Origin of the sequence: Caulobacter sp. Root487D2Y, from assembly GCF_001427165.1 — a bacterium.
Classification (GTDB): Bacteria; Pseudomonadota; Alphaproteobacteria; order Caulobacterales; family Caulobacteraceae; genus Caulobacter.
Map to the genome: position 1 here is coordinate 602390 of NZ_LMFD01000010.1, position 20644 is coordinate 623033.

At 68.3% G+C, this 20644-nt stretch carries 19 protein-coding genes; 12 read left to right on the forward strand and 7 right to left on the reverse strand.

All coding sequences use genetic code 11. From position 1 onward, the window contains the following. Window positions 1-37 precede the first annotated feature (37 nt). Complete coding sequence (gene rnd, locus ASD38_RS12665) at window positions 38-1207, reverse strand: ribonuclease D (RefSeq protein WP_056436777.1); 1170 nt, start codon at window positions 1205-1207, stop codon at window positions 38-40. Window positions 1208-1319: 112 nt separating this feature from the next. Here rnd and purM point away from each other — a divergent pair, with 112 nt between their 5' ends. From purM to ASD38_RS12685, 4 genes are all read left to right on the forward strand, one after another. Further along, window positions 1320-2345 carry a phosphoribosylformylglycinamidine cyclo-ligase gene (gene purM, locus ASD38_RS12670; RefSeq protein WP_056436774.1) on the forward strand — a complete coding sequence of 342 codons (1026 nt, stop codon included), beginning with the start codon at window positions 1320-1322 and terminating at the stop codon, window positions 2343-2345. A 134-nt stretch (window positions 2346-2479) separates the two neighbouring features. After that, complete coding sequence (gene purN / locus ASD38_RS12675) at window positions 2480-3067, forward strand: phosphoribosylglycinamide formyltransferase (protein ID WP_056436771.1); 588 nt, start codon at window positions 2480-2482, stop codon at window positions 3065-3067. A gap of 63 nt (window positions 3068-3130) precedes the next feature. Further along, window positions 3131-3382 carry a helix-turn-helix domain-containing protein gene (locus ASD38_RS12680; RefSeq protein WP_056436768.1) on the forward strand — a complete coding sequence of 84 codons (252 nt, stop codon included), beginning with the start codon at window positions 3131-3133 and terminating at the stop codon, window positions 3380-3382. 10 nt (window positions 3383-3392) lie between these two features. Then, window positions 3393-5087 carry a SulP family inorganic anion transporter gene (locus ASD38_RS12685; RefSeq protein WP_056460420.1) on the forward strand — a complete coding sequence of 565 codons (1695 nt, stop codon included), beginning with the start codon at window positions 3393-3395 and terminating at the stop codon, window positions 5085-5087. 129 nt (window positions 5088-5216) lie between these two features. On the opposite strand, the gene ndk is transcribed toward ASD38_RS12685, so the two are convergent. Continuing rightward, a complete protein-coding gene (gene ndk, locus ASD38_RS12690; RefSeq protein WP_056436762.1) occupies window positions 5217-5636 on the reverse strand; it encodes a nucleoside-diphosphate kinase in 420 nt (139 codons plus the stop codon). Window positions 5637-5735: 99 nt separating this feature from the next. On the opposite strand from ndk, the gene ASD38_RS12695 reads away from it, so the two are divergent. From ASD38_RS12695 to ASD38_RS12705, 3 genes are all read left to right on the forward strand, one after another. Then, window positions 5736-7607 carry an ABC-F family ATP-binding cassette domain-containing protein gene (locus tag ASD38_RS12695; RefSeq protein WP_056436759.1) on the forward strand — a complete coding sequence of 624 codons (1872 nt, stop codon included), beginning with the start codon at window positions 5736-5738 and terminating at the stop codon, window positions 7605-7607. An 81-nt stretch (window positions 7608-7688) separates the two neighbouring features. Further along, window positions 7689-8093 carry a hypothetical protein gene (locus ASD38_RS12700; protein WP_056436756.1) on the forward strand — a complete coding sequence of 135 codons (405 nt, stop codon included), beginning with the start codon at window positions 7689-7691 and terminating at the stop codon, window positions 8091-8093. 61 nt (window positions 8094-8154) lie between these two features. Continuing rightward, on the forward strand, window positions 8155-8835 hold the full coding sequence (locus ASD38_RS12705; RefSeq protein WP_056460421.1) for a hypothetical protein: 681 nt from the start codon (window positions 8155-8157) through the stop codon (window positions 8833-8835). Here the strand turns inward: ASD38_RS12705 and ASD38_RS12710 are convergent. From ASD38_RS12710 to ASD38_RS12725, 5 genes are all read right to left on the reverse strand, one after another. Beyond that, on the reverse strand, window positions 8785-10539 hold the full coding sequence (locus tag ASD38_RS12710) for a cellulase family glycosylhydrolase (protein WP_056460423.1): 1755 nt from the start codon (window positions 10537-10539) through the stop codon (window positions 8785-8787). The two genes, ASD38_RS12705 and ASD38_RS12710, sit on opposite strands and share 51 nt — an antisense overlap. A 103-nt stretch (window positions 10540-10642) precedes the next feature. Beyond that, the gene (locus ASD38_RS24900; protein WP_268760967.1) at window positions 10643-10765 is read right to left on the reverse strand and encodes a hypothetical protein; all 123 of its coding nucleotides are present in this window, start codon (window positions 10763-10765) and stop codon (window positions 10643-10645) included. 59 nt (window positions 10766-10824) lie between these two features. Beyond that, on the reverse strand, window positions 10825-11157 hold the full coding sequence (locus ASD38_RS12715; RefSeq protein WP_056436749.1) for a peptidase inhibitor I78: 333 nt from the start codon (window positions 11155-11157) through the stop codon (window positions 10825-10827). After that, window positions 11154-11615 carry a DNA polymerase III subunit chi gene (locus ASD38_RS12720; protein ID WP_056436746.1) on the reverse strand — a complete coding sequence of 154 codons (462 nt, stop codon included), beginning with the start codon at window positions 11613-11615 and terminating at the stop codon, window positions 11154-11156. The genes ASD38_RS12715 and ASD38_RS12720 overlap by 4 nt, the downstream gene beginning before the upstream one ends. Window positions 11616-11617: 2 nt before the next feature. Continuing rightward, a complete protein-coding gene (locus ASD38_RS12725) occupies window positions 11618-13102 on the reverse strand; it encodes a leucyl aminopeptidase (protein WP_056460424.1) in 1485 nt (494 codons plus the stop codon). A 256-nt stretch (window positions 13103-13358) separates the two neighbouring features. On the opposite strand from ASD38_RS12725, the gene lptF reads away from it, so the two are divergent. The 5 genes from lptF (at window position 13359) to pdxA (ending at window position 20485) form a co-directional block, all read left to right on the forward strand. Then, the gene (gene lptF / locus ASD38_RS12730; RefSeq protein ID WP_056436740.1) at window positions 13359-14495 is read left to right on the forward strand and encodes an LPS export ABC transporter permease LptF; all 1137 of its coding nucleotides are present in this window, start codon (window positions 13359-13361) and stop codon (window positions 14493-14495) included. Next, a complete protein-coding gene (gene lptG / locus ASD38_RS12735) occupies window positions 14492-15595 on the forward strand; it encodes an LPS export ABC transporter permease LptG (RefSeq protein WP_056436737.1) in 1104 nt (367 codons plus the stop codon). The genes lptF and lptG overlap by 4 nt, the downstream gene beginning before the upstream one ends. Before the next feature lie 25 nt (window positions 15596-15620). Then, a complete protein-coding gene (locus tag ASD38_RS12740; RefSeq protein WP_156390696.1) occupies window positions 15621-18056 on the forward strand; it encodes an LPS-assembly protein LptD in 2436 nt (811 codons plus the stop codon). A gap of 75 nt (window positions 18057-18131) precedes the next feature. Further along, window positions 18132-19484: a peptidylprolyl isomerase gene (locus tag ASD38_RS12745; protein ID WP_056436732.1), complete on the forward strand. Its 1353-nt coding sequence runs from the start codon at window positions 18132-18134 to the stop codon at window positions 19482-19484. Beyond that, window positions 19481-20485, forward strand: coding sequence for a 4-hydroxythreonine-4-phosphate dehydrogenase PdxA (pdxA, locus tag ASD38_RS12750; RefSeq protein WP_056436729.1), 1005 nt, complete (start codon window positions 19481-19483; stop codon window positions 20483-20485). Before ASD38_RS12745 ends, pdxA begins: the two co-directional genes overlap by 4 nt. Window positions 20486-20644 lie beyond the last annotated feature (159 nt).

Below are 20644 nucleotides of genomic sequence, written 5' to 3' on the forward strand. Positions count from 1 at the left end.
CGTCGTCCGTCTCCCTCGCGGGAGAAGGACCGGAGCTCTACTCCGCCTTCGGAGCCCGTCGCACTTCGACCACCCGCACGCGGGTTCCGTCCAGCACCAGGGCCAGCTCGCCGCGCTTGATCTTCAGGGCGTCCGAACCGAAGGCCTCCAGCCGCCAGCCCTGCAGGGCGGGCGTGTTGGCCTCGTCGTCGGCGGCGATCTTTTCCAGGTCCGAGACGGTGGCGATCAGCTTGGAGGCCACGCCGGCCTCCTCGGCCCGGGCCTTGAGCAGCACCTTCAGCAGTTCGACCACGGCGCCCGCCGAGGCGGGCGGCGGCGGGCCGGACTTGTCCAGCACCGGCGCGTAGCCTTCCGGATCGGCCAGGGCCGCCTTGATCGCGGCCAGCAGGTCGGGACCGAACTTGGAGCCGCCGAAGCCCTTGGGCACGCTGCGCAGGGTGTTGAGGCCCTCCAGCGAGGTCGGGGCCTGGGTGGCCAGCTCGTCGATGGCCTCGTCCTTGAGGATGCGGCCGCGCGGCTGGTCGCGGGTCTGGGCGGTGCGCTCGCGCCAGGCGGCCACGGCCTTGAACACCGCCAGGTACTTGGCGGCGGTCTTGCGCGGACGCAGGCGGCGCCAGGCCTTTTCGGGATCGACGTCGTAGGCGGCCGGATCGTTGAGCGCCTTCATCTCCTCTTCCACCCAGGCCAGGCGGCCGGCCTTTTCGAGGCGGTCGCGCAGGATGGGGAACAGGGTGGCCAGGTGCGTCACGTCGGCGACGGCGTAGGTCAGCTGGGCGTCGCTCAGCGGACGGCGGGCCCAGTCGGTGAAGCGGCTGGACTTGTCCAACTCGATCTTCAGCATCTGGCGGACCAGGGCGTCATAGGCGATCTGCTCGCCGAACCCGGCGGCCATGCCGGCGACCTGGGTGTCGAACAGCGGCGTGGGCATGGCGTTGAGATTGTTGAAGATCTCGACGTCCTGCCGGGCGGCGTGGAACACCTTCAGGACCGACGGATCGCGCAGGATGTCGAGCAGCGGCTCGAGGTCGATGCCATCGGCCAGCGGGTCGATACAGGCTTCGGTGTCCGGAGAGGCCACCTGGATCAAGCACAGCTTGGGCCAGTAGGTGGTTTCGCGCATGAACTCGGTGTCCACGGCGATGAAGGGCTGTCCCTTCAACTCATTACAGAACGCCGCCAGCTCAGCGGTAGTGGTGATCGTCGTCATCGGCTGCTAATAGCCTCGCGCACCCCCGAGTCTGCAAGCACAAGCTTGAGGTGTGCGGCAAGTTTCCTTTCAAAAACGGCCCGTTGGGCCGTCTTCGAGCCAGAGCGAACGCATGAGCGACCCCCAGAACGGCCTCACCTACGCCCAGGCCGGCGTCGACATCGACGCCGGGAACGCTCTCGTCGAGGCGATCAAGCCCCTGGCCAAGGCCACCCGGCGTCCCGGCGCCGAGGCCGGTCTGGGCGGCTTCGGCGCCCTGTTCGACCTGAAGGCGGCCGGCTACGACGATCCGCTGCTGGTCTCCACCACCGACGGCGTCGGCACCAAGCTGCGCATCGCCATCGACGCCAAGATGCACGCCACGGTCGGCATCGACCTGGTGGCCATGTGCGTCAACGACCTGCTGGCCCAGGGCGCCGAGCCGCTGCTGTTCCTCGACTACTTCGCCACGGGCAAGCTGGATCTGGAGGTCGCCAAGAGCGTGGTGGCCGGCATCGCCGACGGCTGCAAGCTGGCCGGCGCGGCCCTGGTGGGCGGCGAGACGGCCGAAATGCCGGGCATGTACAGCGACGGCGAATACGACCTGGCCGGCTTCTCGGTCGGCGCGGTCGAGCGTGACGGCGTGCTGCCCAAGCTCGACAAGCAACGGGCCGGCGACATCATCATCGGCGTCGGCTCGTCGGGCCCGCACTCCAACGGCTACAGCCTGGTGCGCCGCGTGGTCGAGCGTTCGGGCCTGGCCTGGGACGCGCCCTGCCCGTTCGAGGCCGGCAAGACCCTGGCCGAGGCCCTGATGGCCCCGACCCGCATCTATGTGAAGTCGATCCTGCCCCTGCTGCAGTCGGGTCGGGTCAAGGGCGGCGCCCACATCACCGGCGGCGGCCTGATCGAGAACCCGCCCCGCTGCATCGCCGACGGCCTGGTCCCCGAGTTCGACTGGAACGCCTGGCCCCTGCCCCCGGTCTTCGACTGGCTGCAGCGCGAAGGCGGCATCAGCGACCACGAGCTGCGCCGCACCTTCAACTGCGGCGTCGGCTTCATCCTGGTGGTGGCGGCTTCGGACGCCGAACCGGTGCTGGCGGCGCTGCTGAACGCGGACGAGGATGCGTTCATCTGCGGGCAGTTGGTGGCGGCCTAGGCCTTGCGTGAAATCCTCGTCCTTCGACAAGCTCAGGATGAGGGTTTCAATTCAGGCTTCCAGCAGCCGGCATCTCCAGCAGCCCTCATCCTGAGCTTGTCGAGGGACGAGGGCGGACCCACGGAACTGACCGCATGACCGCCAAAACCAAGGTCGCCGTCCTGATCTCCGGCCGGGGCTCCAACATGGAGGCCCTGGTGCGAGCCGCCCAGGACCCCGCCTGCCCGTTCCAGATCGCCCTGGTGCTGTCCAACAAGCCCGAGGCCGGCGGCCTGCTCACGGCCGCCGCCGCCGGGATCGAGGCCCTGGCCGTCGATCAGCGTGACTTCGGCAAGGATCGCGAGGCCCACGAGCGCGCCATCGACGCGGCCCTGCGCGAGCGCGGGATCCAGGTCGTGGCCCTGGCCGGCTACATGCGCATCTTGACGCCGTTCCTGGTCAACGCCTGGGAAGGCCGGATGCTGAACATCCACCCGTCCCTGCTGCCGGCCTATCCCGGCCTGGACACCCACGGCCGCGCCCTGAGCGCCGGCGAGGTCGAGGCCGGCTGCACCGTCCATCTGGTCACCGCCGGCGTCGACGAAGGCCCGGTCCTGGGCCAGGCCCGCGTGCCGATCCTGCCCGGCGACACCGAGCACATGTTGAGCGACCGGGTGCTGGAGCAGGAGCACAGGCTCTATCCGGCGACCCTGGCCGCCTATGTGCGCGAGCGGTTTGGCTGAAAAGCGCAAGCTGATTGCCAATCTTGTGATTTTGATGTTCTATACATCATACGGGACGTCTAGATGATCACCGGACCTCAAATTCGCGCCGCGCGCGCCCTGCTCGGCATCGACCAGAGAGAGCTGGCGCGACTGTCCGGACTGTCGGTTCCGACCATCCAGCGGATGGAGGCCTGCGAGGGCTCGGTCCGCGTGGTCGTCGACAGCCTGGAGAAGGTCATGAAGGCCCTGGCGGCGGCTGGGGTCGAGTTGATCGTCGAGGACGCCCCCAGCCAGGGGGTCGGGCGCGGGGTCCGGCTGCTGGAGAAGCGCTGAAGGCCAAGCCATGCGCCGAGATTGGCGGCTATTCGTACCCAAGACGGCGACGGTGTTGCGCCAGGGCTATCGCGCCGCCGACTTTCGCGCCGACCTGATCGCCGGACTGACGGTCTCGATCGTCGCCCTGCCGCTGTCCATGGCCCTGGCCATCGCCTCGGGAACCACCCCGGACCGCGGCCTGGTCACGGCGGTGGTCGCGGGTTTCCTGATCTCGCTGCTGGGCGGCAGCCGCTTCCAGATCGGCGGCCCGACCGGGGCCTTCGTGGTGGTGGTCTACGGGGTGATCGCCAACCACGGCTATGACGGCCTGCTGATGGCGACGCTGATGGCCGGGGCGATCCTGATCCTGGCCGGCCTTTCGGGGCTGGGAACCTTCATAAAATACATCCCCGATCCGGTGACCACCGGCTTCACCGCGGGCATCGCCGTGATCATCTTCACCAGCCAGGTCAAGGACTTCCTCGGCCTGACGGTGGACAAGGTTCCGGCCGATTTCCTGCCCAAGCTCGCGGCGCTGTGGGACGGTCGCGCGAGCGTCGCCCCGCCGACCGTCATCCTGGCGACCGCCTGCCTGGCCCTGATCCTGGTGTTGCGGCGCTGGGCGCCGAAGGTTCCCGGATTCCTGGCGGCGACCATCGCCGGGGCGGTCTTCGTGGCCCTGGTCCACCCGCCGATCGAGACCATCGGCTCGCGGTTCGGCGGCGTGCCCTCCAGCCTGCCGCTCCCGTCCCTGGCCTTCTGGTCCCTGGCCAAGGCCCGGGCGGTGGCCCCCAGCGCCTTCACCATCGCCTTGCTGGCCGGGGTGGAGTCGCTGCTGTCGGCCGTGGTCGCCGATCAGATGACCGGTCGCCGGCATCGGTCCGGAGTCGAACTGGTCGCCCAGGGCGTCGCCAACATCGCGTCGGCCCTGTTCGGCGGCCTGCCCGCCACCGGAGCCATCGCCCGCACCGCCACCAATATCCGGGCCGGAGCGCGCTCGCCGGTGGCCGGCATGGCCCATGCCGTGTTCCTGTTGCTGTTCATGGTGCTGGCCGCCCGGCTGATGCGGTTCGTGCCGCTGGCGGCCCTGGCGGCGATCCTGATGGTCGTGGCGTTCAACATGGCGGAACTGCACCGGTTCTCGGCTCTGCTGCGCGCCTCGAACGGCGAGCGGGCGGTTCTGCTGGCCACCTTCGCCCTGACCGTGCTGGTCGACCTCACCCTGGCCATCGAGGTGGGCATGGTGTTGGCCGCCTTCGTGTTCATGCACCGCATGGCCCGGCTGGCCGAGGTGCGGCACGGCGAGGGGCCGATCGCCCTCAACGGCATGGAGGGCGACGAACGCGAGCCTTACGCCCCCAATTTCGGCCTGCCCGACGACGTGGCGGTGATCACCTTCCGCGGCGCGCTGTTCTTCGGCAGCGCCAGCCTGGTCAAGGACGCGCTCGAAGACGTCGCCGGCCGCAAGCGCTGCTACATCCTGCGCCTGGAACAGACGCCGATGATCGATCCGACCGGGGCCTTCGCGCTGGCCGATCTGCTGCGCCGCACCCTGGCCGACGGCGAGGTGATCCTCTGCGGGGCCTCGCGTCAGATCCTGCGCGACCTGCTGCGGACGATCGGCGCGCCGCTGCTGCGCCGCACTCGCCTGGCCGTCGACTTCGACGAGGCCAAGCGGTTGGCGACGGCGGACCAGGGCCAGCCGACGCCGGCTTGGCGCTAGCCGTGAAAGGCGCTGGCGCCGTCCAGGATCTTGCGGCACGCCGGCCGCTCACAGCGCCGACGCTCGACCGAATGCAAAAAGGCCGGCGGATCGCTCCGCCGGCCTCTTCGGATCGGTAAGGCCTAAGCCTTAGCCGACGATGTCTTCGTCCTTGAAGAACTGGGCGATTTCGATGCCCGCGTTCTCGAGGCTGTCCGAACCATGGACCGAGTTCTCGCCGATCGACAGGGCGAACAGCTTGCGGATCGTGCCTTCGTCGGCGTTGTCCGGGTTCGTGGCGCCCATCACTTCGCGGTACTTCAGGACGGCGTTGTCGCCTTCCAGAACCTGGACGACCACCGGCTCGGCGGTCATCTGGGCGACCAGTTCGCCGTAGAACGGGCGCTCGGCGTGGACTTCGTAGAACTTCTTGGCTTGCGCCTCGGTCAGTTTCACGCGGCGCTGGGCCACGATGCGCAGACCGGCTTCCTCGATCACGGCGTTGATCTTGCCGGTCAGGTTGCGACGCGTGGCGTCAGGTTTGATGATCGAGAAGGTGCGTTCGGTCATGATCCGAAAATCTCACAGAGAAAGTTTGTAGATTGGGAGGTTGCGGGCTTATAGCCGGGCGCCTCCTCCCCGCCAACCCGCCGCGTACCTTTAAATCATATGCTCCAGATCAAAGACCTGACCTTCAACGCCTGGGGTCGGAAGTTCTTCGACCACGCCAGCGTGAGTTTGCCGCCGGGCGCGAAGGTCGGGCTGATCGGCCGCAACGGCGTGGGCAAGTCCACGCTGTTCAAGCTGATCCTCGGCCAGCTGCACGCCGGCGACGACGAGATCAGCCTGCCCAAGAGCGCGCGGATCGGTTCGGTGGACCAGGAGCACCCGGCCACCCCCTTCACCCTGCTGGAGACCGTGCTGGAGGCCGACGAGGAGCGGCACGCGCTGCTGACCAGCCTGGACACCGCCGATCCCGAGGACATGGGCGAGATCTGGGCCCGGCTGATCGAGATCGACGCCGACGCCGCCCCGGCCAAGGCGTCGGAAATCCTGGTCGGCCTGGGCTTCTCCCAGGAAGACCTGGCCCGGCCGATGGCCGAGTTCTCGGGCGGCTGGCGCATGCGCGTGGCCTTGGCCGCGGCCCTGTTCGCCGAGCCGGACATGCTGCTGCTGGACGAACCGACCAACTATCTGGACCTGGAAGGGGCGCTCTGGCTGGAGGCCCGCCTTCAGAAGTACCCGCACACCGCCCTGATCGTCAGCCACGACCGCGAGCTGCTGAACAACAGCTGCACCCACATGCTGCACCTGGCCGGCGGCAAGCTGGAGCTCTACACCGGCGGCTACGACGACTTCGAGCAGCGCCGCGCCGAGAAGGCCCGTCTGCAACTGTCGGCCAAGGCCAAGCAGGACGCCGAGCGCGCCCACCTGCAGGCCTTCGTCGACCGCTTCAAGGCCAAGGCCTCCAAAGCGGCGCAAGCGCAGTCCCGCATGAAGCGTCTGGCCAAGATGCAGCCGGTGGCCACCACGATCGAGGAGCGCGTCGCCCCGTTCACCCTGCCCTCGCCGCCGCGCCCGCTGCCGCCGCCGCTGATCCGTCTGGAGCGCGCCAATGTCGGCTACGAGGAAGGCCGCGCGATCCTCAAGAACCTCAACCTGCGCATGGACCTGGACGACCGGATCGGCCTGCTGGGGGTCAACGGCGCGGGCAAGTCGACCTTCGCCAAGATGATCGCCGGGGCGCTGGGCGTGCAGTCGGGCGAGTTCCATCGCGACCGCAAGATGAAGGTCGGCTGGTTCCACCAGCACCAGATCGAGGCGATGGACCCGGTCGACACCCCGCTGGAGATCATTCGCCGGGCCATGCCGGACGCCTCGGAATCCTCGCGTCGCTCGAAACTGGCCCAGTTCGGCCTGGGCTTCGAGAAGCAGGAGACCACGGTCGCCAACCTGTCGGGCGGCGAGCGGGCCCGGCTGCTGCTCAACATGGTGGCGATGGACGCGCCGCATATGCTGATCCTCGACGAACCGACCAACCACCTGGACATCGACAGCCGTCGCGCCCTGCTGGACGCCCTGAACGACTACGAGGGCGCGGTGATCCTGATCACCCACGACCGCTCCCTGATGGAACTGGTCGCCGACCGCCTGTGGCTGGCCGCCGACGGCACCGTCAAACCGTTCGACGGCGACATGGACGAATACGCCAAGTTCGTGCTCGACCGCGCCAAGCAGGCGGTCAAGCCGACCCAGGTCGATCGCGAGCCGGCCAAGGCCGATCCGGCCGCGGCGCCGGCCAAGAAGACCGTCGCCATCGAGCCCCTGAAGCGCAAGATCGAGGCCGCCGAGCAGGTCGTCACTCGCCAGACCCGCCAGGTCGCCGAGCTTGACGCCCAGCTGGCCGACCCGCAGCTCTACAAGAACCCGACCAAGGTCGCCGAGCTGACCAAGCGCCGCGAGAACGCCAAGGCCAAGCTGGACGAGGCCGAGGCGACGTGGATGGCGCTGGCGGAAGACCTGGCGGCGGCGGAGGCCTGAGCCGGGCTTGGTTTAGGGTAAACGCGCCTAAACCACGTCTCTTAGCCAATATGTGAGATCCCGGAGCGTATTCCTGCACGCATGAGTTCAGGAACCGCGTCCCGAAATCACATCGTCGCCAACCCGGAAGGCCTGTCGGCCGACTCGGTCCTGGCGGCTTTCGGCCAATGGCTGGACCAGCGCCTGGCCGACGCCATGCGCCTGGACATGGATCTGGCGTTCCGCGACCGCCCGTTCGACGTCGAGATCGGCCGGGCGCCGGCCCTGGTCGGCTGGGAGCACCGCTTCCTGCAGCCGGGCGCCCCGGCTCCGCGCGGCAAGATGTGGACCGTCTATCGCCTGCAGGACCAGCTCGGCCGCCCCGCGCCGCTGCTCAAGCACGCCGACGACTACGCCGACACCATGACCCCGCTGCTCAGCGAGCTGGGCTATCTGGGCGTGTTCGACGGCGAGCCGGCGCTGTTCCCGGGCGTGGGAACCCGCTAGCGCTTCGGGACTTAACCTCGCGCCGACCCCGGTCCATGCTGTCGGCGATCGGGGGGCGCTCATGCCGCAAAAATCCAAGCCGCGAGACTCAAGATTGAAGGTCGGGGTCGACGTGCCCTGGGTCACCAGCTGGAGCGACGAGGAGAGCCTGGGCGTGCGCCCCTGCCCGACCGTCGGCGGCCGTCTGGCCGTCTGCCAGGCCGAGCGGCCCGGACTGGGCAAACCGCAATATTCGCTGAACCATTTCCGCCGCCAGCGCGAGACCGTCGGCCGGATGCTGTGCCCGATGTGCGGCGAACCCACGATCGCGGGCGACCGCTGGACCCAGATCGCCAAGCGCGTGCCCGCCGGCCTGCTGCGCGCCAAGGGCCTGGGCATGGCCTTGCCCCCGGCCGTGGGCAACGAACGGATCGTCATCGACGCCGGCTCGATCGCGCCCCTGCACGACGCCTGCGTCAAGCGCTCGCTGGAGCATTGCCCGCACCTGAAGGCCCATCCCGGCGTCGAGGTGATGGCCTGGCCCGAGCATTGGACCGTGGCGCCGCTGATGGTGCAGGCCGTGGCCCCGCCCGTCCTGACGATCATGGCGGCCCCCATCGCGCCGCCCCGGGCCGCCGTGGGCTTCCTGCAGATCTTCGGCCTGACCCAGGACAGCGATCCGCGCTGGCGGCGACGCCTGCGCGAGCTCGACCTAGCGGGGAGCGAGCCTCACGGTCTTGACCAGAACCGGACCGCCGTCTGACCGCAGGACCATGACATTGCGTCCGGCGAGCAGGGCGGTCTTGCCCAACTGGACCTCGGCCCAGGCCGCGCCCGTCGGAACCGGGACCGGGCCGTCGCTCGCCCCGCCGTCGACCGTCGCCGACAGCTTGCCGCCCTCGCCCGCCGCCCGCGCCGACGCCGTCAGCGCGTAGGTCCCGGCCCTCTCGACCACGACCGTGTACTTCAGCCACTCTCCGGCGATGAAATCCTCGACGTAGGGGCTTGCGTCAGCCTCGCGGGCGATGTCGACGCCGTCGTTGCGATAGGTTCGGCCGTTGTTCCACAGGGTCCGCTGGCCGCCGGTCGAGACGTGATAGTTGGCGGTGTCCTTGTCGGCATAGGCCTGGCCCAGGGCGCCTAGGTCGTAGTCGACGGCGGCGAACGCCGCGCCCTTGGCGCCGATCCGATGATCCTTGAACGGCCGCGTCGTGTCGTCGTGCGGCTGGCGGATCATGGCGTCGACCACGTCGGGATGCTGCAGGGTGTTCTCGAACCGGACGTCGCGCGACGCCAGGGTCATCAGGGCCGCATAGGCCTCGTCGGCGGTCGGCTGGGGGCCTTTCCTGGTCCAGTAGTCGACCAGCTTGGCGTAGCCGGGGTTGGGCGTGACCTCGAGCGGCTGGTTGAAGCCGATCTTCTTCAGCGGCCAGAAGGCCCAGCCGATCTCGTGCCTCTCGACCAGGGCGATGGCGTCGCGGAACCAGGCGTTGGAGTTCTCGCCGCTCTCGCCCAGCCACAGCGGCAGGCCGGTCTCTTCGCGCAGCTTCAGAACCGTGGCGATCGAGGCTTCGTCGTTGGCGTTCCAGTACTTGTGGAACGACAGGGCTAGGTTGTCGTCCCAAACGGCGGGCAGGCCCTTGTAGTTGTTGCCCCAGCAGTTGCCCTCGAGAATGATCATGTGGCGCTTGTCGATCTCGCGCACCGCCGCCGTCAGCGCCTTGTAGTAGTCCCACAGGGCCGTCTGCTTCTCGTCCTTGCAGCCGTAATCCCCGCCTGGACCGTCGAAGTCCCAGTTGGGCTCGTTCAGCAGGTCGTAGGCCCCGATCGCCGGCTCGTCCTTGTAGCGGGCGGCCAGCTTGCGCCACAGGGCCACGACCTTGCGGCGGTTCTCCGGGCTCTGCCACAGCGAGGGCTTGGACGGATCGCGGTCGGCGATCGGCAGGTCGGCGCCCTGCCCGCCCGGCGCGGCGTGCAGGTCGAGGATCAGGTACATGCCGTTGGCCTTGGTCCAGGCCAGCAGGTCGTCGATGCGCTTGAAGCCGTCCTCTTTCCAGGTGTCCTGACCCGCCACCGGCTCCTGGTCGGCGGCCAGGGTCAGCAGGCCGTAGTGCATGGGCAGGCGCACCGAGTTGAAGCCCATGGCGGCCATGGCGTCGATGTCGGCCTTGGTGGTGTGGTTGTCGAGCCAGGCCTGGTGGATCGCCGCCTCGCGCTCGACGCCGACCAGCTTGGCGGTTTCGGCGCGGATCACGTGCTCCTGCCCCCGGCCCAACTCGCCGAGCCTGAGCATGTAGCCTTCCTGCAGCATCCAGCCGCCCAGCCCCATGCCGCGCAGGAGAACCGGCCGCCCCGTCTCGTCGACGATCCGCTTGTCCTTGGCCTTCAGCCAGCCGTCGGCCTGGGCCGGCGCGGCGGCGGAGAGCAAGGCGAGCGACGCGGCGGCGGCGGCGAACAGGGCTTTCATCTTGGCAACCTCCCCACGTCGCCTCTGGCGGGCGAACTGGTCAGGCCACTTTAGGTCGCCGATGACAACGTTGTCCAGGCCAAGGCGCGCGGCGGGCCGGGCCTTACCGGGTCCCCGCCTCGACGCGGTCGGTGAGCGGCGGGACGGCCGCCTGGCGCATCCCCGACAGCAAGCCCAGGCCGCTTAGAACCATCGTCAGGAACGCGGTCAGGATAAGGGATCGCATGACAGCGACGCTGCCACTTCGCCCCGTGACCGACTATGCGTTGCGTGCCAGCGGCGGGCTTAGCCGCACTTGACCTGCTGGACGACGCCGGTATCGGGGTTGAACAGGATGTTCAGCCGGTCGGCGCGGTAGTCCATGGTCACCGGGCAGGTGGTGCAGGCGACCCGCCAGCGTGAGGGATCGACGGCGGCCGGCAGCTCTGAGCGGTTCTTCCCGACGAAAGCCTGGGCGTCCTTCAGGCCGCACTGGTCCTTGTCGGGCTCGGGCGCCTTGGGCAGGGCGATGGCCGGCGGCGCGGTGGGCGTGCTCGGCGGCGGCATGGGCGCCGGTTCGGGCGCGCTGGAGCACGAGGCCAGGACCAGCACCACCCCCGTCAGTACGAGTCGCTTCATGCCTGCTTCTCCCATCCACGTTCCGCGCCCTGGCGCCAGTACGACACGGGATGGCCCGCGCCCTTGAAGGCCTTCCATCGACCTCGCGCCAGGCGCAAGGCCTCCTCGTCGCGACCGTCGAACAGCAGGATGCAGCGTTCGAACGCCGAAAGATCGCCCGGCTCGGCCCCGTCGAGCAGGAACAACGCCTGACCGCCGTTCGGGTTGTCCAGCTTGTCGGTCAGCAGCACCGGCTGGCGGTCGGCCATCGGCTCGTCGTCCAGGCCGTGCGGCAGGAAGCTGTCCTCCCGCCAGGTCCACAAATGGGCGTCGAGGCCGCGCAGGCGGGCGGGATCGCCGCCGCGCACCAGGGCCCGCCAGCCGCGCCCCAGGGTCTTTTCCAGCAGCCCGGGCAGCACCTCTTCCAAGGGACTGCGCTCGAGGTGGTAGAACCAGATGTCGCAGAGCGCGGCGGTCAAGGTCAGCCTTCGTAGGCGTCCGCCACGAGGCGGTTGAGCAGGCGCACGCCGAAGCCGACCGCGCCGTCCGGGACGGTCGGATCGGTCGAGGGCTTCTTCCAGGCCACCGAGGCGATGTCCAGGTGGGCCCACGGCACGCCGTTGACGAACTTCTGCAGGAACAACGCCGCGGTGATCGAACCGGCCGGACGGCCGCCGATGTTCTTCATGTCGGCGATCGGGCTTTCGATCTGCTTCTCATAGGCGGCCGGCATCGGCATGCGCCACAGCGGCTCGCGCTCGGCCTTGCCGGCGGCCAGAAGCTTTTCCGACAAGCCGTCGTTGTTGCTGAACAAACCGCCCAGGTCGTGACCCAGCGAGATGATGATCGCGCCGGTCAGTGTGGCGAGATCCACCATGAACTTGGGCTTGAAGCGGTCCTGGCAGTACCAGAGGGCGTCGGCCAGCACGAGGCGGCCCTCGGCGTCGGTGTTGATGACCTCGATGGTCTGGCCCGACATCGAGGTGACCACGTCGCCAGGACGCTGGGCGTTGCCGTCCGGCATGTTCTCGACCAGGCCCAGGACGCCGATGGCGTTGACCTTGGCCTTGCGGCCGGCCAGGGCGTGCATGACGCCGGTCACCGCGGCGGCGCCGCCCATGTCCCACTTCATGTCCTCCATGCCTTCGGCCGGCTTGATCGAAATGCCGCCGGTGTCGAACGTGACGCCCTTGCCGACGAAGGCCACGGGCTGGGCCGACTTGTCAGCCGCGCCCGTCCACTTGATCACCACCAGCTGGCTCTCGCGCCGGCTGCCCTGCCCCACGCCCAGCAGGCTGCCCATGCCCAGCTTGGCCATCTGCGCCTCGCCGAGGATCTCGACTTCCAGACCCAGCTTCTCCAGGCCCTTCACGCGGGCGGCGAACTCCTCCGGATGCAGGATGTTGGCCGGTTCGGAGACCAGATCGCGGCTGAACAGAATGGCGTCGGCGACGGGTTCGAGGCTGGCGAAGGCCTTCCTTGCCTTGGCCGGATCGGCGGCGGCCACCTTGACCACGCTCACCGATGGCTTCTTCTCGGCCTTTTCGGTGGTGCGGTACTTGTCGAAACGATAGGCCGCCAGCTTGACGCCGAAGGCCGCGCGGGCGGCCGTCTCGGCGTCGCCGCCGCCCAGCTTCAGCACCAGTTCGGTGACGCCGGACGCCTTCAGCGCCTGGAAGGCTTGGCCGGCGGCCATCTCGACGGTCTCGGGCTCGATCGCGCCGTCGCCGTCGACGCCGACCAGCAGCACCCGCGCGGCCTCCAGGCCGGCCGGAGCGATCAGGTCCAGTGTCTGGCCCTTGGCGCCGGTGAAACGTCCGCCGGCGACGGCGCGGGCCAGGGCGCCGCCCGTCGCCTCGTTGACGGCCTTGGCCTCGGGCGACAGGGCGGCGGCCTCGTAGGCCAGGACGGCCAGGGCCGCGTTGGCGCCAGCCTGGGTGTCGGCGGTGACGAACTCGATACGCATGACGCGCTCCTGAAAACCGGTGGAGCCCTAGCAGGACCTTCAGCCCGTTGGATTGACGCAAACCTGAACCGAAGAAAAGCACCAATCGTCTGGGGCGTCGGCGCGGCGTCCGCCGAATGCCGTCGACCGCCGCTTTCTCGCCTGACTTGAGCGGTTGTGCGCACGCGAACACGCCGTGTAGAAGGGAGCCTTCCCTGGGGACGCGCCGCGCGACTCCGCTTCTTTCCCTCCCCGTCGGTTCCCAGCTCCAACGTCGATGCGCCTGATCGAACGCTACCTCTTCCGCCAGCTTCTGGGCCCGACGCTATTGGCGACGTTGGCCCTGGTGGCGCTCGCCTTGCTGGCGCGCAGCCTCTCGGAGTTCGATGTCCTGATCGAGCAGCGCCAGAGCGCGACGGTGTTCTTGAAGATCATCGCCCTGGCCCTGCCCCAGCTGCTGAGCATGATTCTGCCGATCGCCCTGTTCGTGGCCACCCTCGTGGCCCTGAATCGGCTGCACACCGAGCAGGAGATCGTGGTCTGTTTCGCGGGCGGCATGAGCCGCTGGCGGGTGATCTCGCCGGCCGCGCGCCTGGCCGTGTTCGCCACCCTGTTGTCCCTGGTCATGAGCCTGTGGGCCGCGCCGTGGAGTTCGCGGGCGATTCGCGAAACCTTCTTCGACATCAAGTCCGATCTTGCCTCGACCCTGGTGCGTCCGGGCGAGTTCACCGAGCCGGGGCCGGGCCTGACGGTCTACGCCCAGACGATCGATCGCGACCAGGTCATCCACAACCTCTTCATCCATCAGGAAAAGGCCAACGGCGGCGCCATCACCTACACCGCCCGCGAAGGCGTCATCGCCGAACGCAAGGGCTTGCCGGTGCTGGTCCTGCGCAAGGGCTCCAACCAGGAATTCTCCAGTTCAGGGGTGCTGCAGTACCTGTCTTGGGACGAGTACACCTTCGACCTCAGCTCGCTGTTCCAGAGCGATGAGCTGCTGCACTACAAGATCGGCGACCGCTATCCGCACGAACTGTTCTTCCCCGATCTCACCCAGGAGTGGGAGCGGCAGAACCGGGAAAAACTGCTGGCGGAAGGTCACTGGCGCCTGGCCAGCCCGCTCTACAACCTGGCCATGATGTCGATGGCCGTGGCCGCGGTGATCGGCGGGTCGTTCAGCCGAATGGGTTATGGCAAGCGGATCGCGGTCGTCGGCGCGGCCGCCGCCATGGTCCAGATCCTGGGCTTCGGCGTGAAGGCCGCTTGCGACAATGACGTCTGGCTCAATCCGTTGCAGTACGCCTTGCCGTTGGCGGCGATCTGGTGGGGCCTGAGCCAGATCTTCCGTCAGAAGGTCACCCGTTACATCGCGATCGGTTCGCGCGACGACCTCCAGCCGCTGGGGGCTTTATGATCGGCGTCGGCATGATCGAGCGCTATGTGCTGCGCAAGACCCTGGGCGGTCTGGCGGCCGCCCTGGCGGTCGTCGGCGTGCTGGTCATGCTGATCGCCTTCGTCGACATTTCCAAGAACGTCGGCACCCGCGCCGAGGTCGGGTTCGCCCAGCTGCTGTTCCTCACCTTGCTGCAGGCCCCCGCCACGATCCTGGTGCTGACGCCCTTCATCTTCCTGTTCGGAACCCTGGGCGCGTTCGTGGGCCTCAACCGGCGCAGCGAGCTGATCGCCATGCGGGCGGCGGGCGTCTCGGCCTGGCGCTTCATCATGCCCGCGGCCGTCGCCGCCTTCATGATGGGGTTGGTGACCCTGACCCTGCTCAATCCGCTGACCTCGGCCATGAGCGCCCAGTTCGAAACCTCGCGCAACGCGCTGATGGAGAGCTATCTGAAGTCGGCGCCCAAGGGCCTGTGGCTGCGCCAGGGCGACGAAAAGAACCAAGTGGTCATTCGCGCCCGGGCGCGCGACCAGGTCGACGGCTCGGTGCGCCTGCACGGCGTGTCGCTGTTCGTCTATGCGGTGCAGCCCAACGGGACCCTGCAGTTCGCGCAGCGCATCGAGGCGGACGAGGCCCGGCTGGAGCCCGGTTTCTGGCGTCTGTACGGCGTGCGCGTGGCCATGCCGGGCGCCGGGGCCATCCGCTCGGAGACCACCACCTGGCCGTCCAACCTGGACGACCGCACCGCGTCCGAGCGGTTCAACAATCCCCAGGCCATCGCCGTCTGGCGGTTGCCCGAAACCATCAAGCGAACCGAGGCGGCGGGATTCTCGTCGATTCCCTTCCGACTGCGGCTGCAGCAGGTGCTGGCCACGCCGCTGCTGTTCGCGGCGATGTCGGTGCTGGCGGCCGCCTTCTCGCTGCGGCTGATGCGGCTGGGCGGGCTGGCGGGCCTGGCCGGCGCCGGGGTGACGCTGGGCTTTGGTTTCTTCTTCTTTAACGAGCTGTGTGGCGCACTGGGCAAGGCCGATGTGCTCACACCGGCCATGGCCGCGTGGACGCCGCCGATTGTAGCGCTTTTGGCGGGACTGACGCTGCTTTGCTATACCGAGGATGGTTGAGTCTGTGTCGGGATCGAGGTCGTTGATGTTGGAGCTTCGCTGGGGGGCGACAGAGAAGGGCCGCGCGGTCCTGCTGGCCGGAGCGGCCTGGCTCGCCTTGGCCGGCTCGGCGCAGGCGCAGCAACCGCTCGCCACGATCCCGGCCGCCCCCGCGCCGTCTCCGGCCGTCGACGACGGCCTGGGCGACACCGGCTACTATCTGGAGTCCGACCTTCTGATCCGCGACGACGCCAATCAGAAGATGATCGCCCGCGGCGACGTCGAGGCGCGCTACCAGGGCCGCACCCTGCGCGCCGACGAGGTGGTCTACGACACCAAGACCGAGGTGGTCACCGCCCACGGTCATGTGACCCTGATCAACGCCGACGGCACCGCCCAGTTCGCCAACGACATGACCATGGACAAGGACCTGAAGGCCGGCTTCGCCCGCGGCTTCTCGGCCCGCCTGGACAAGAACATCAAGATCGCCGCCGACAGCGCCGTGCGTCGCAACGAGCAGATCACCGAGCTGAACAAGGCGATCTACACGCCTTGCGAGGTGTGCGCCGAAAAGCCCAAGCCGACCTGGAGCATCCAGGCCGACAAGGTGGTTCAGGACAAGAACAAGCACCTGGTCTACTACCACGGCGCGACGATCCGCATGTTCGGCGCGCCCCTGATGTACCTGCCGGTCTTCTGGCATCCGGATCCTCAGACCGAGCGCCGTTCCGGGTTCCTGGTGCCCAAGATCGGCATCTCCAAGAAGCGCGGCCTGGTCTACCAGCAGCCGTATCTGTTCGTGCTTTCACCGTCTCAGGATTTGGTCGTAACCCCCCAATTTAACACGAAAGTTAACCCGTTCCTGAACGCCCAATACCGCAAGCGTTTCTATTCGGGCTATGTCGAGGCGCGGGTCGGCGGCACCTACGACAAGGACTTCGACAACCACGGCGACCGTTTCGGCGAGGCGACGGCCAAGAGCTACATCCTGGCCAAGGGCTCGTTCGACATCAACGAGCAGTGGAAGTGGGGCTTCACCGCCGAGCGGGCGTCGCAAGCGCTGATCTTCGACGACTACGACATCGGCGACGTCTATCAGACGCGCGGACAATACACAGCCGACGACCATCGCCTGATGTCGCAGATCTATGCGACCCGCCAGTCGGACCGGTCCTATTTCTCGGCCTCGATGATCTCGGTGCAGGGGCTGCGCGTCGTGCAGGTCAATTCCGCCGGCTTGGCGAATCAATTCGAGAACAGCGGCGCCTTCCCGCTGATCGGACCTCTGGTCGAGGGGCGCTGGGAGCCTGAATCGCCCATCCTGGGCGGCCGCCTTCGCCTCAACGGCTCCGGCGTGGTGCTGACCCGGTCGGAATCCCAGTTCGGCGAACCGCCCTACGCCTACCCCGGCTACAAGGGCGCGGCCGGGGTGGATTCCGTCCGCGGCACGATCGAGGGCGACTGGCGCGCCAGCATGATCCTGGGGCCGGGCCTGCGCGTCGAACCGTTCGCCCAGGCGCGGGGCGACGCCTATCGCGTGGAGGACGTCTTCCTGGCGCCCACCGCCATGGCGCTTGGCGACAACACCACCAACATCAACTATTCGCGCGGCCTGGGCGTCGCGGGGGTCGACCTGAGCCTGCCGATGTTCAAGCCCCTGAAGGGCGGCGGCAGCGTCGTTCTGGAGCCCCTGGTCCAGTTGGCCGCCGGCTCCAACAGCTCGCGCGTGCCGATCATCGTCGCCCGCGACGCGGCCGGCAATCCGGTCTATTTCAACGAAGACAGCACCAACTTCGAGCTCGACGAAACCAACCTGTTCGACGTCAACAAGTCGCCCGGCTTCGACCTCTACGAGGGCGGCACCCGCATGAACGTGGGTGGCCGCGCCACGGTGAAGTTCGCCGACAATCGGGGCGGCAGCGTGCTGCTGGGCCGTAGCCTGCGCACCAAGGTCGATCCGTTGATGCCGACCCGCGCGGGGCTGGATCAGAAGGCCTCCGACTGGATCGTGGCGGCCACGATCACGCCGATCCGCGGGGTCACCGCCTTCACACGCGCCCGTTTCGACGACGACACCAGCAAGCTCAACCGCCTGGAGGCCGGCGTCGACGCCTCGGTCACCCGCGGCTTCCTGTCCTTGCGCTACCTGAAGGACAACAAGGACACGTCGGGCTTCCGCCAGGAGAACCTGGACTTCGTCGGCGACTACAAGATCCGTGAAAACTGGGGCGTGACCGCCCTGGGACGGCTATCCTATCAGGACGCCCGCGCCTTCGGCCTTCCGGCCAAGGACAGCAAGTGGTCCTGGACCCGCCGCGATCTTGGCGTCTACTACAAGGACGATTGCGTCCGCGTGGATGTCATCTACCAGAACGAGGATCGCTACACCCAGACCGTCAACGGCCTGAAATTGCGAGCCGATCAATCCGTGGTGCTGCGCCTAACGCTCGCCACATTGGGCGACACACTGTACAGCGATTAGAATGTCATCGCGTCGGGGGACGCGCGGTTAAGCGCGCGCCTTCCTTTGGACGCGTCTAGAGGAACGACAATACCGATGCGGTCTGCGCGTAGCGTGACAACCCTGGCGGCCAGCGCCGCCTCCATCCTCGCCTTGACCGTGGCGGGCTTCGGTTTGCCGACCCAAGCTCAGGAAGCCCCCGCCGCGCCGACGGTGGACGCGCCCGCGGCCCCGGCCGCCCGGCCCGTCAATCCGTTGTCGGAAAGCGTCGCGGCCGTCGTCAACGACGACATCATCTCCAGCTACGACCTGATGCAGCGCATGCGCCTGCTGATGGTGACGTCGGGCATGCAGCCGACCCAGGAGAACCTGCCCCAGCTGGAGCAGGAAGCCCTGCGCTCGCTGATCGACGAGCATGTCCAGATGCAGGAACTGCGCCGGGTCGAGAAAGCTCAGAAGATCACGATCATCTCCACCGACAAGGAGATTGAGGAGCAGATCCAGGACATCGCCCGGGGCAACAACATGACCCCCGAGCAGCTGACCCAGTCGCTGCAGGCCCAGGGCGTGGGCATCGACACCTGGAAGGCGCAGATCCGCGCCGACAGCAGCTGGCAGGCCTGGATCAGCGGCCGGTACGGCTCGCGCCTGCGGATCGGCGACGACCAGATCAAGGCCTTCGAACGCCGCCAGGCGGAAGCCGCCAGCAAGCCGCAGTATCAGGTCAGCGAAGTGTTCATCGACGCCGGGCGCGTCGGCGGCATGGAAGTGGCCGAGAACGGCGCCAAGCAGCTGGTCAGCCAGATGCAGCAGGGCGCGCCCTTCCCGGCCGTGGCCCGCCAGTTCTCGGCCTCGCCGACCGCGGCCAACGGCGGCGACGCGGGCTGGATCAGCCCCGGCGAAATGCCGCCCGAGGTCGACGCCGCGCTCGAGCAGCTGCGCCCCGGCCAGCTGTCGGCCCCGATCCCGGTGCGCGACGGCGTCTACATCATCTATCTGCGTGAAAAGCGCTCAGGGGCGAAGACCGCCCTGGTCGATCTCAAGCAGGTCGCCGTGGCCCTGCCCAAGGACGCCGCCCAGCCGCAGGTCGACGCCGCCCAAAAGCTGCTGGTCGATCTGAAGCCCAAGCTCACCAGCTGCGAAACCCTCGAGGCCACGGCCGGCAAGATCGACGGCGTGGTGGCCGGCGATCTGGGCGAGGCCGAGATCACCGACCTGGCGCCGGCCTTCCAGGAAGCCGCCAACAGCCTCAAGGTCGGCCAGGTCTCCGACCCGATCCGCACCGACGCCGGGCTGCACCTGATCGCCGTCTGCGGCAAGCGCCAGTCGGGCGCCCAGGCGCCGAGCCACGATCAGATCGAAAATCGCCTGCGCGGCCAACAGCTTGCGCTGATCTCCAAACGTTATCTGCGAGACCTGCGCAACTCGGCGACCATCGAGACCCGGTGAAGACCACGGCCCTCGCCCTGAGCGCAGGCGATCCCGCCGGCATCGGGCCGGAGATCATCGCCAAGGCCTGGTCGGCCCTGCGCGCCGAGGGACCGCCGTTCATGGTGGTGGGCGACGCCCAGCTGCTGGCCTCGGCCGGCGGGGGGGTGAAGGTCCGCGCCGTCACCGGCCCCGTCGAGGCGATCAAGGTGTTCGGCGAGGCCCTGCCGGTCCTCGACATCCCGCTGCAGTCGCCCGTCGTGGCCGGCCAGCCGTCCAGCGCCCATGCCGCCCAGGTAATCCGCTGGATCGAGACCGGAGCGGGCCTGGCCCTGTCGGGCGCCGTGGCCGGCCTAGTCACCGCTCCCATCGCCAAGGCTCCGCTCTACGACGCCGGCTTCGCCTTTCCCGGCCATACCGAGTTCCTGGCCGAACTGACTCACGTGGGCGAGCGCCAGCCGCCGCACGGTCCGATCATGATGCTGGCGGCCCGCGACCTGCGCGCCGCCCTGGTGACCATCCACACGCCGCTGTCGGCCGTGCCCGCCGCCCTCTCGATCGACGCCATCGTCAACGCCGGCCTGGTGACGGCCGAGGCCTTGCGCAGGGACTTCGGCATCGCCGTTCCGCGCCTGGCGGTGGCGGCCCTGAACCCGCACGCCGGCGAAGGCGGCGCCCTGGGCGGCGAGGAGGCGGCGATCATCGAGCCCGCCGTCCGCGCCCTTCGCGAGCGGGGCGTCGACGTCAAGGGCCCCGCCCCCGCCGACACGCTGTTCCACGCCGAGGCCCGCGCCACCTACGACGCGGTGCTGTGCATGTATCACGACCAGGCCCTGATCCCGGTCAAGATGCTGGACTTCTGGGCCGGGGTGAACATCACCCTGGGCCTGCCGATCGTGCGCACCTCGCCCGACCATGGTACGGGTTTCGACATCGCCGGTCGGGGCCTGGCCCGGGCCGACAGCCTGATCGCCGCCATCCGCCTGGCGGCCGAGATCGCCGACCGCCGCGCCATCGCCTGAGCGATCCAGATCCAATTTTAAACGACGGTGAACCGCCCTCGTCCTTCGACAGGCTCAGGATGAGGGCTATGGCGAAGGCCGTTCAGTAGAAATCCTCATCCTGAGCTTGTCGCCCGGACAGTTTTAGGGGACGAGGATTGCGGTCCAAGACCTGCGAAC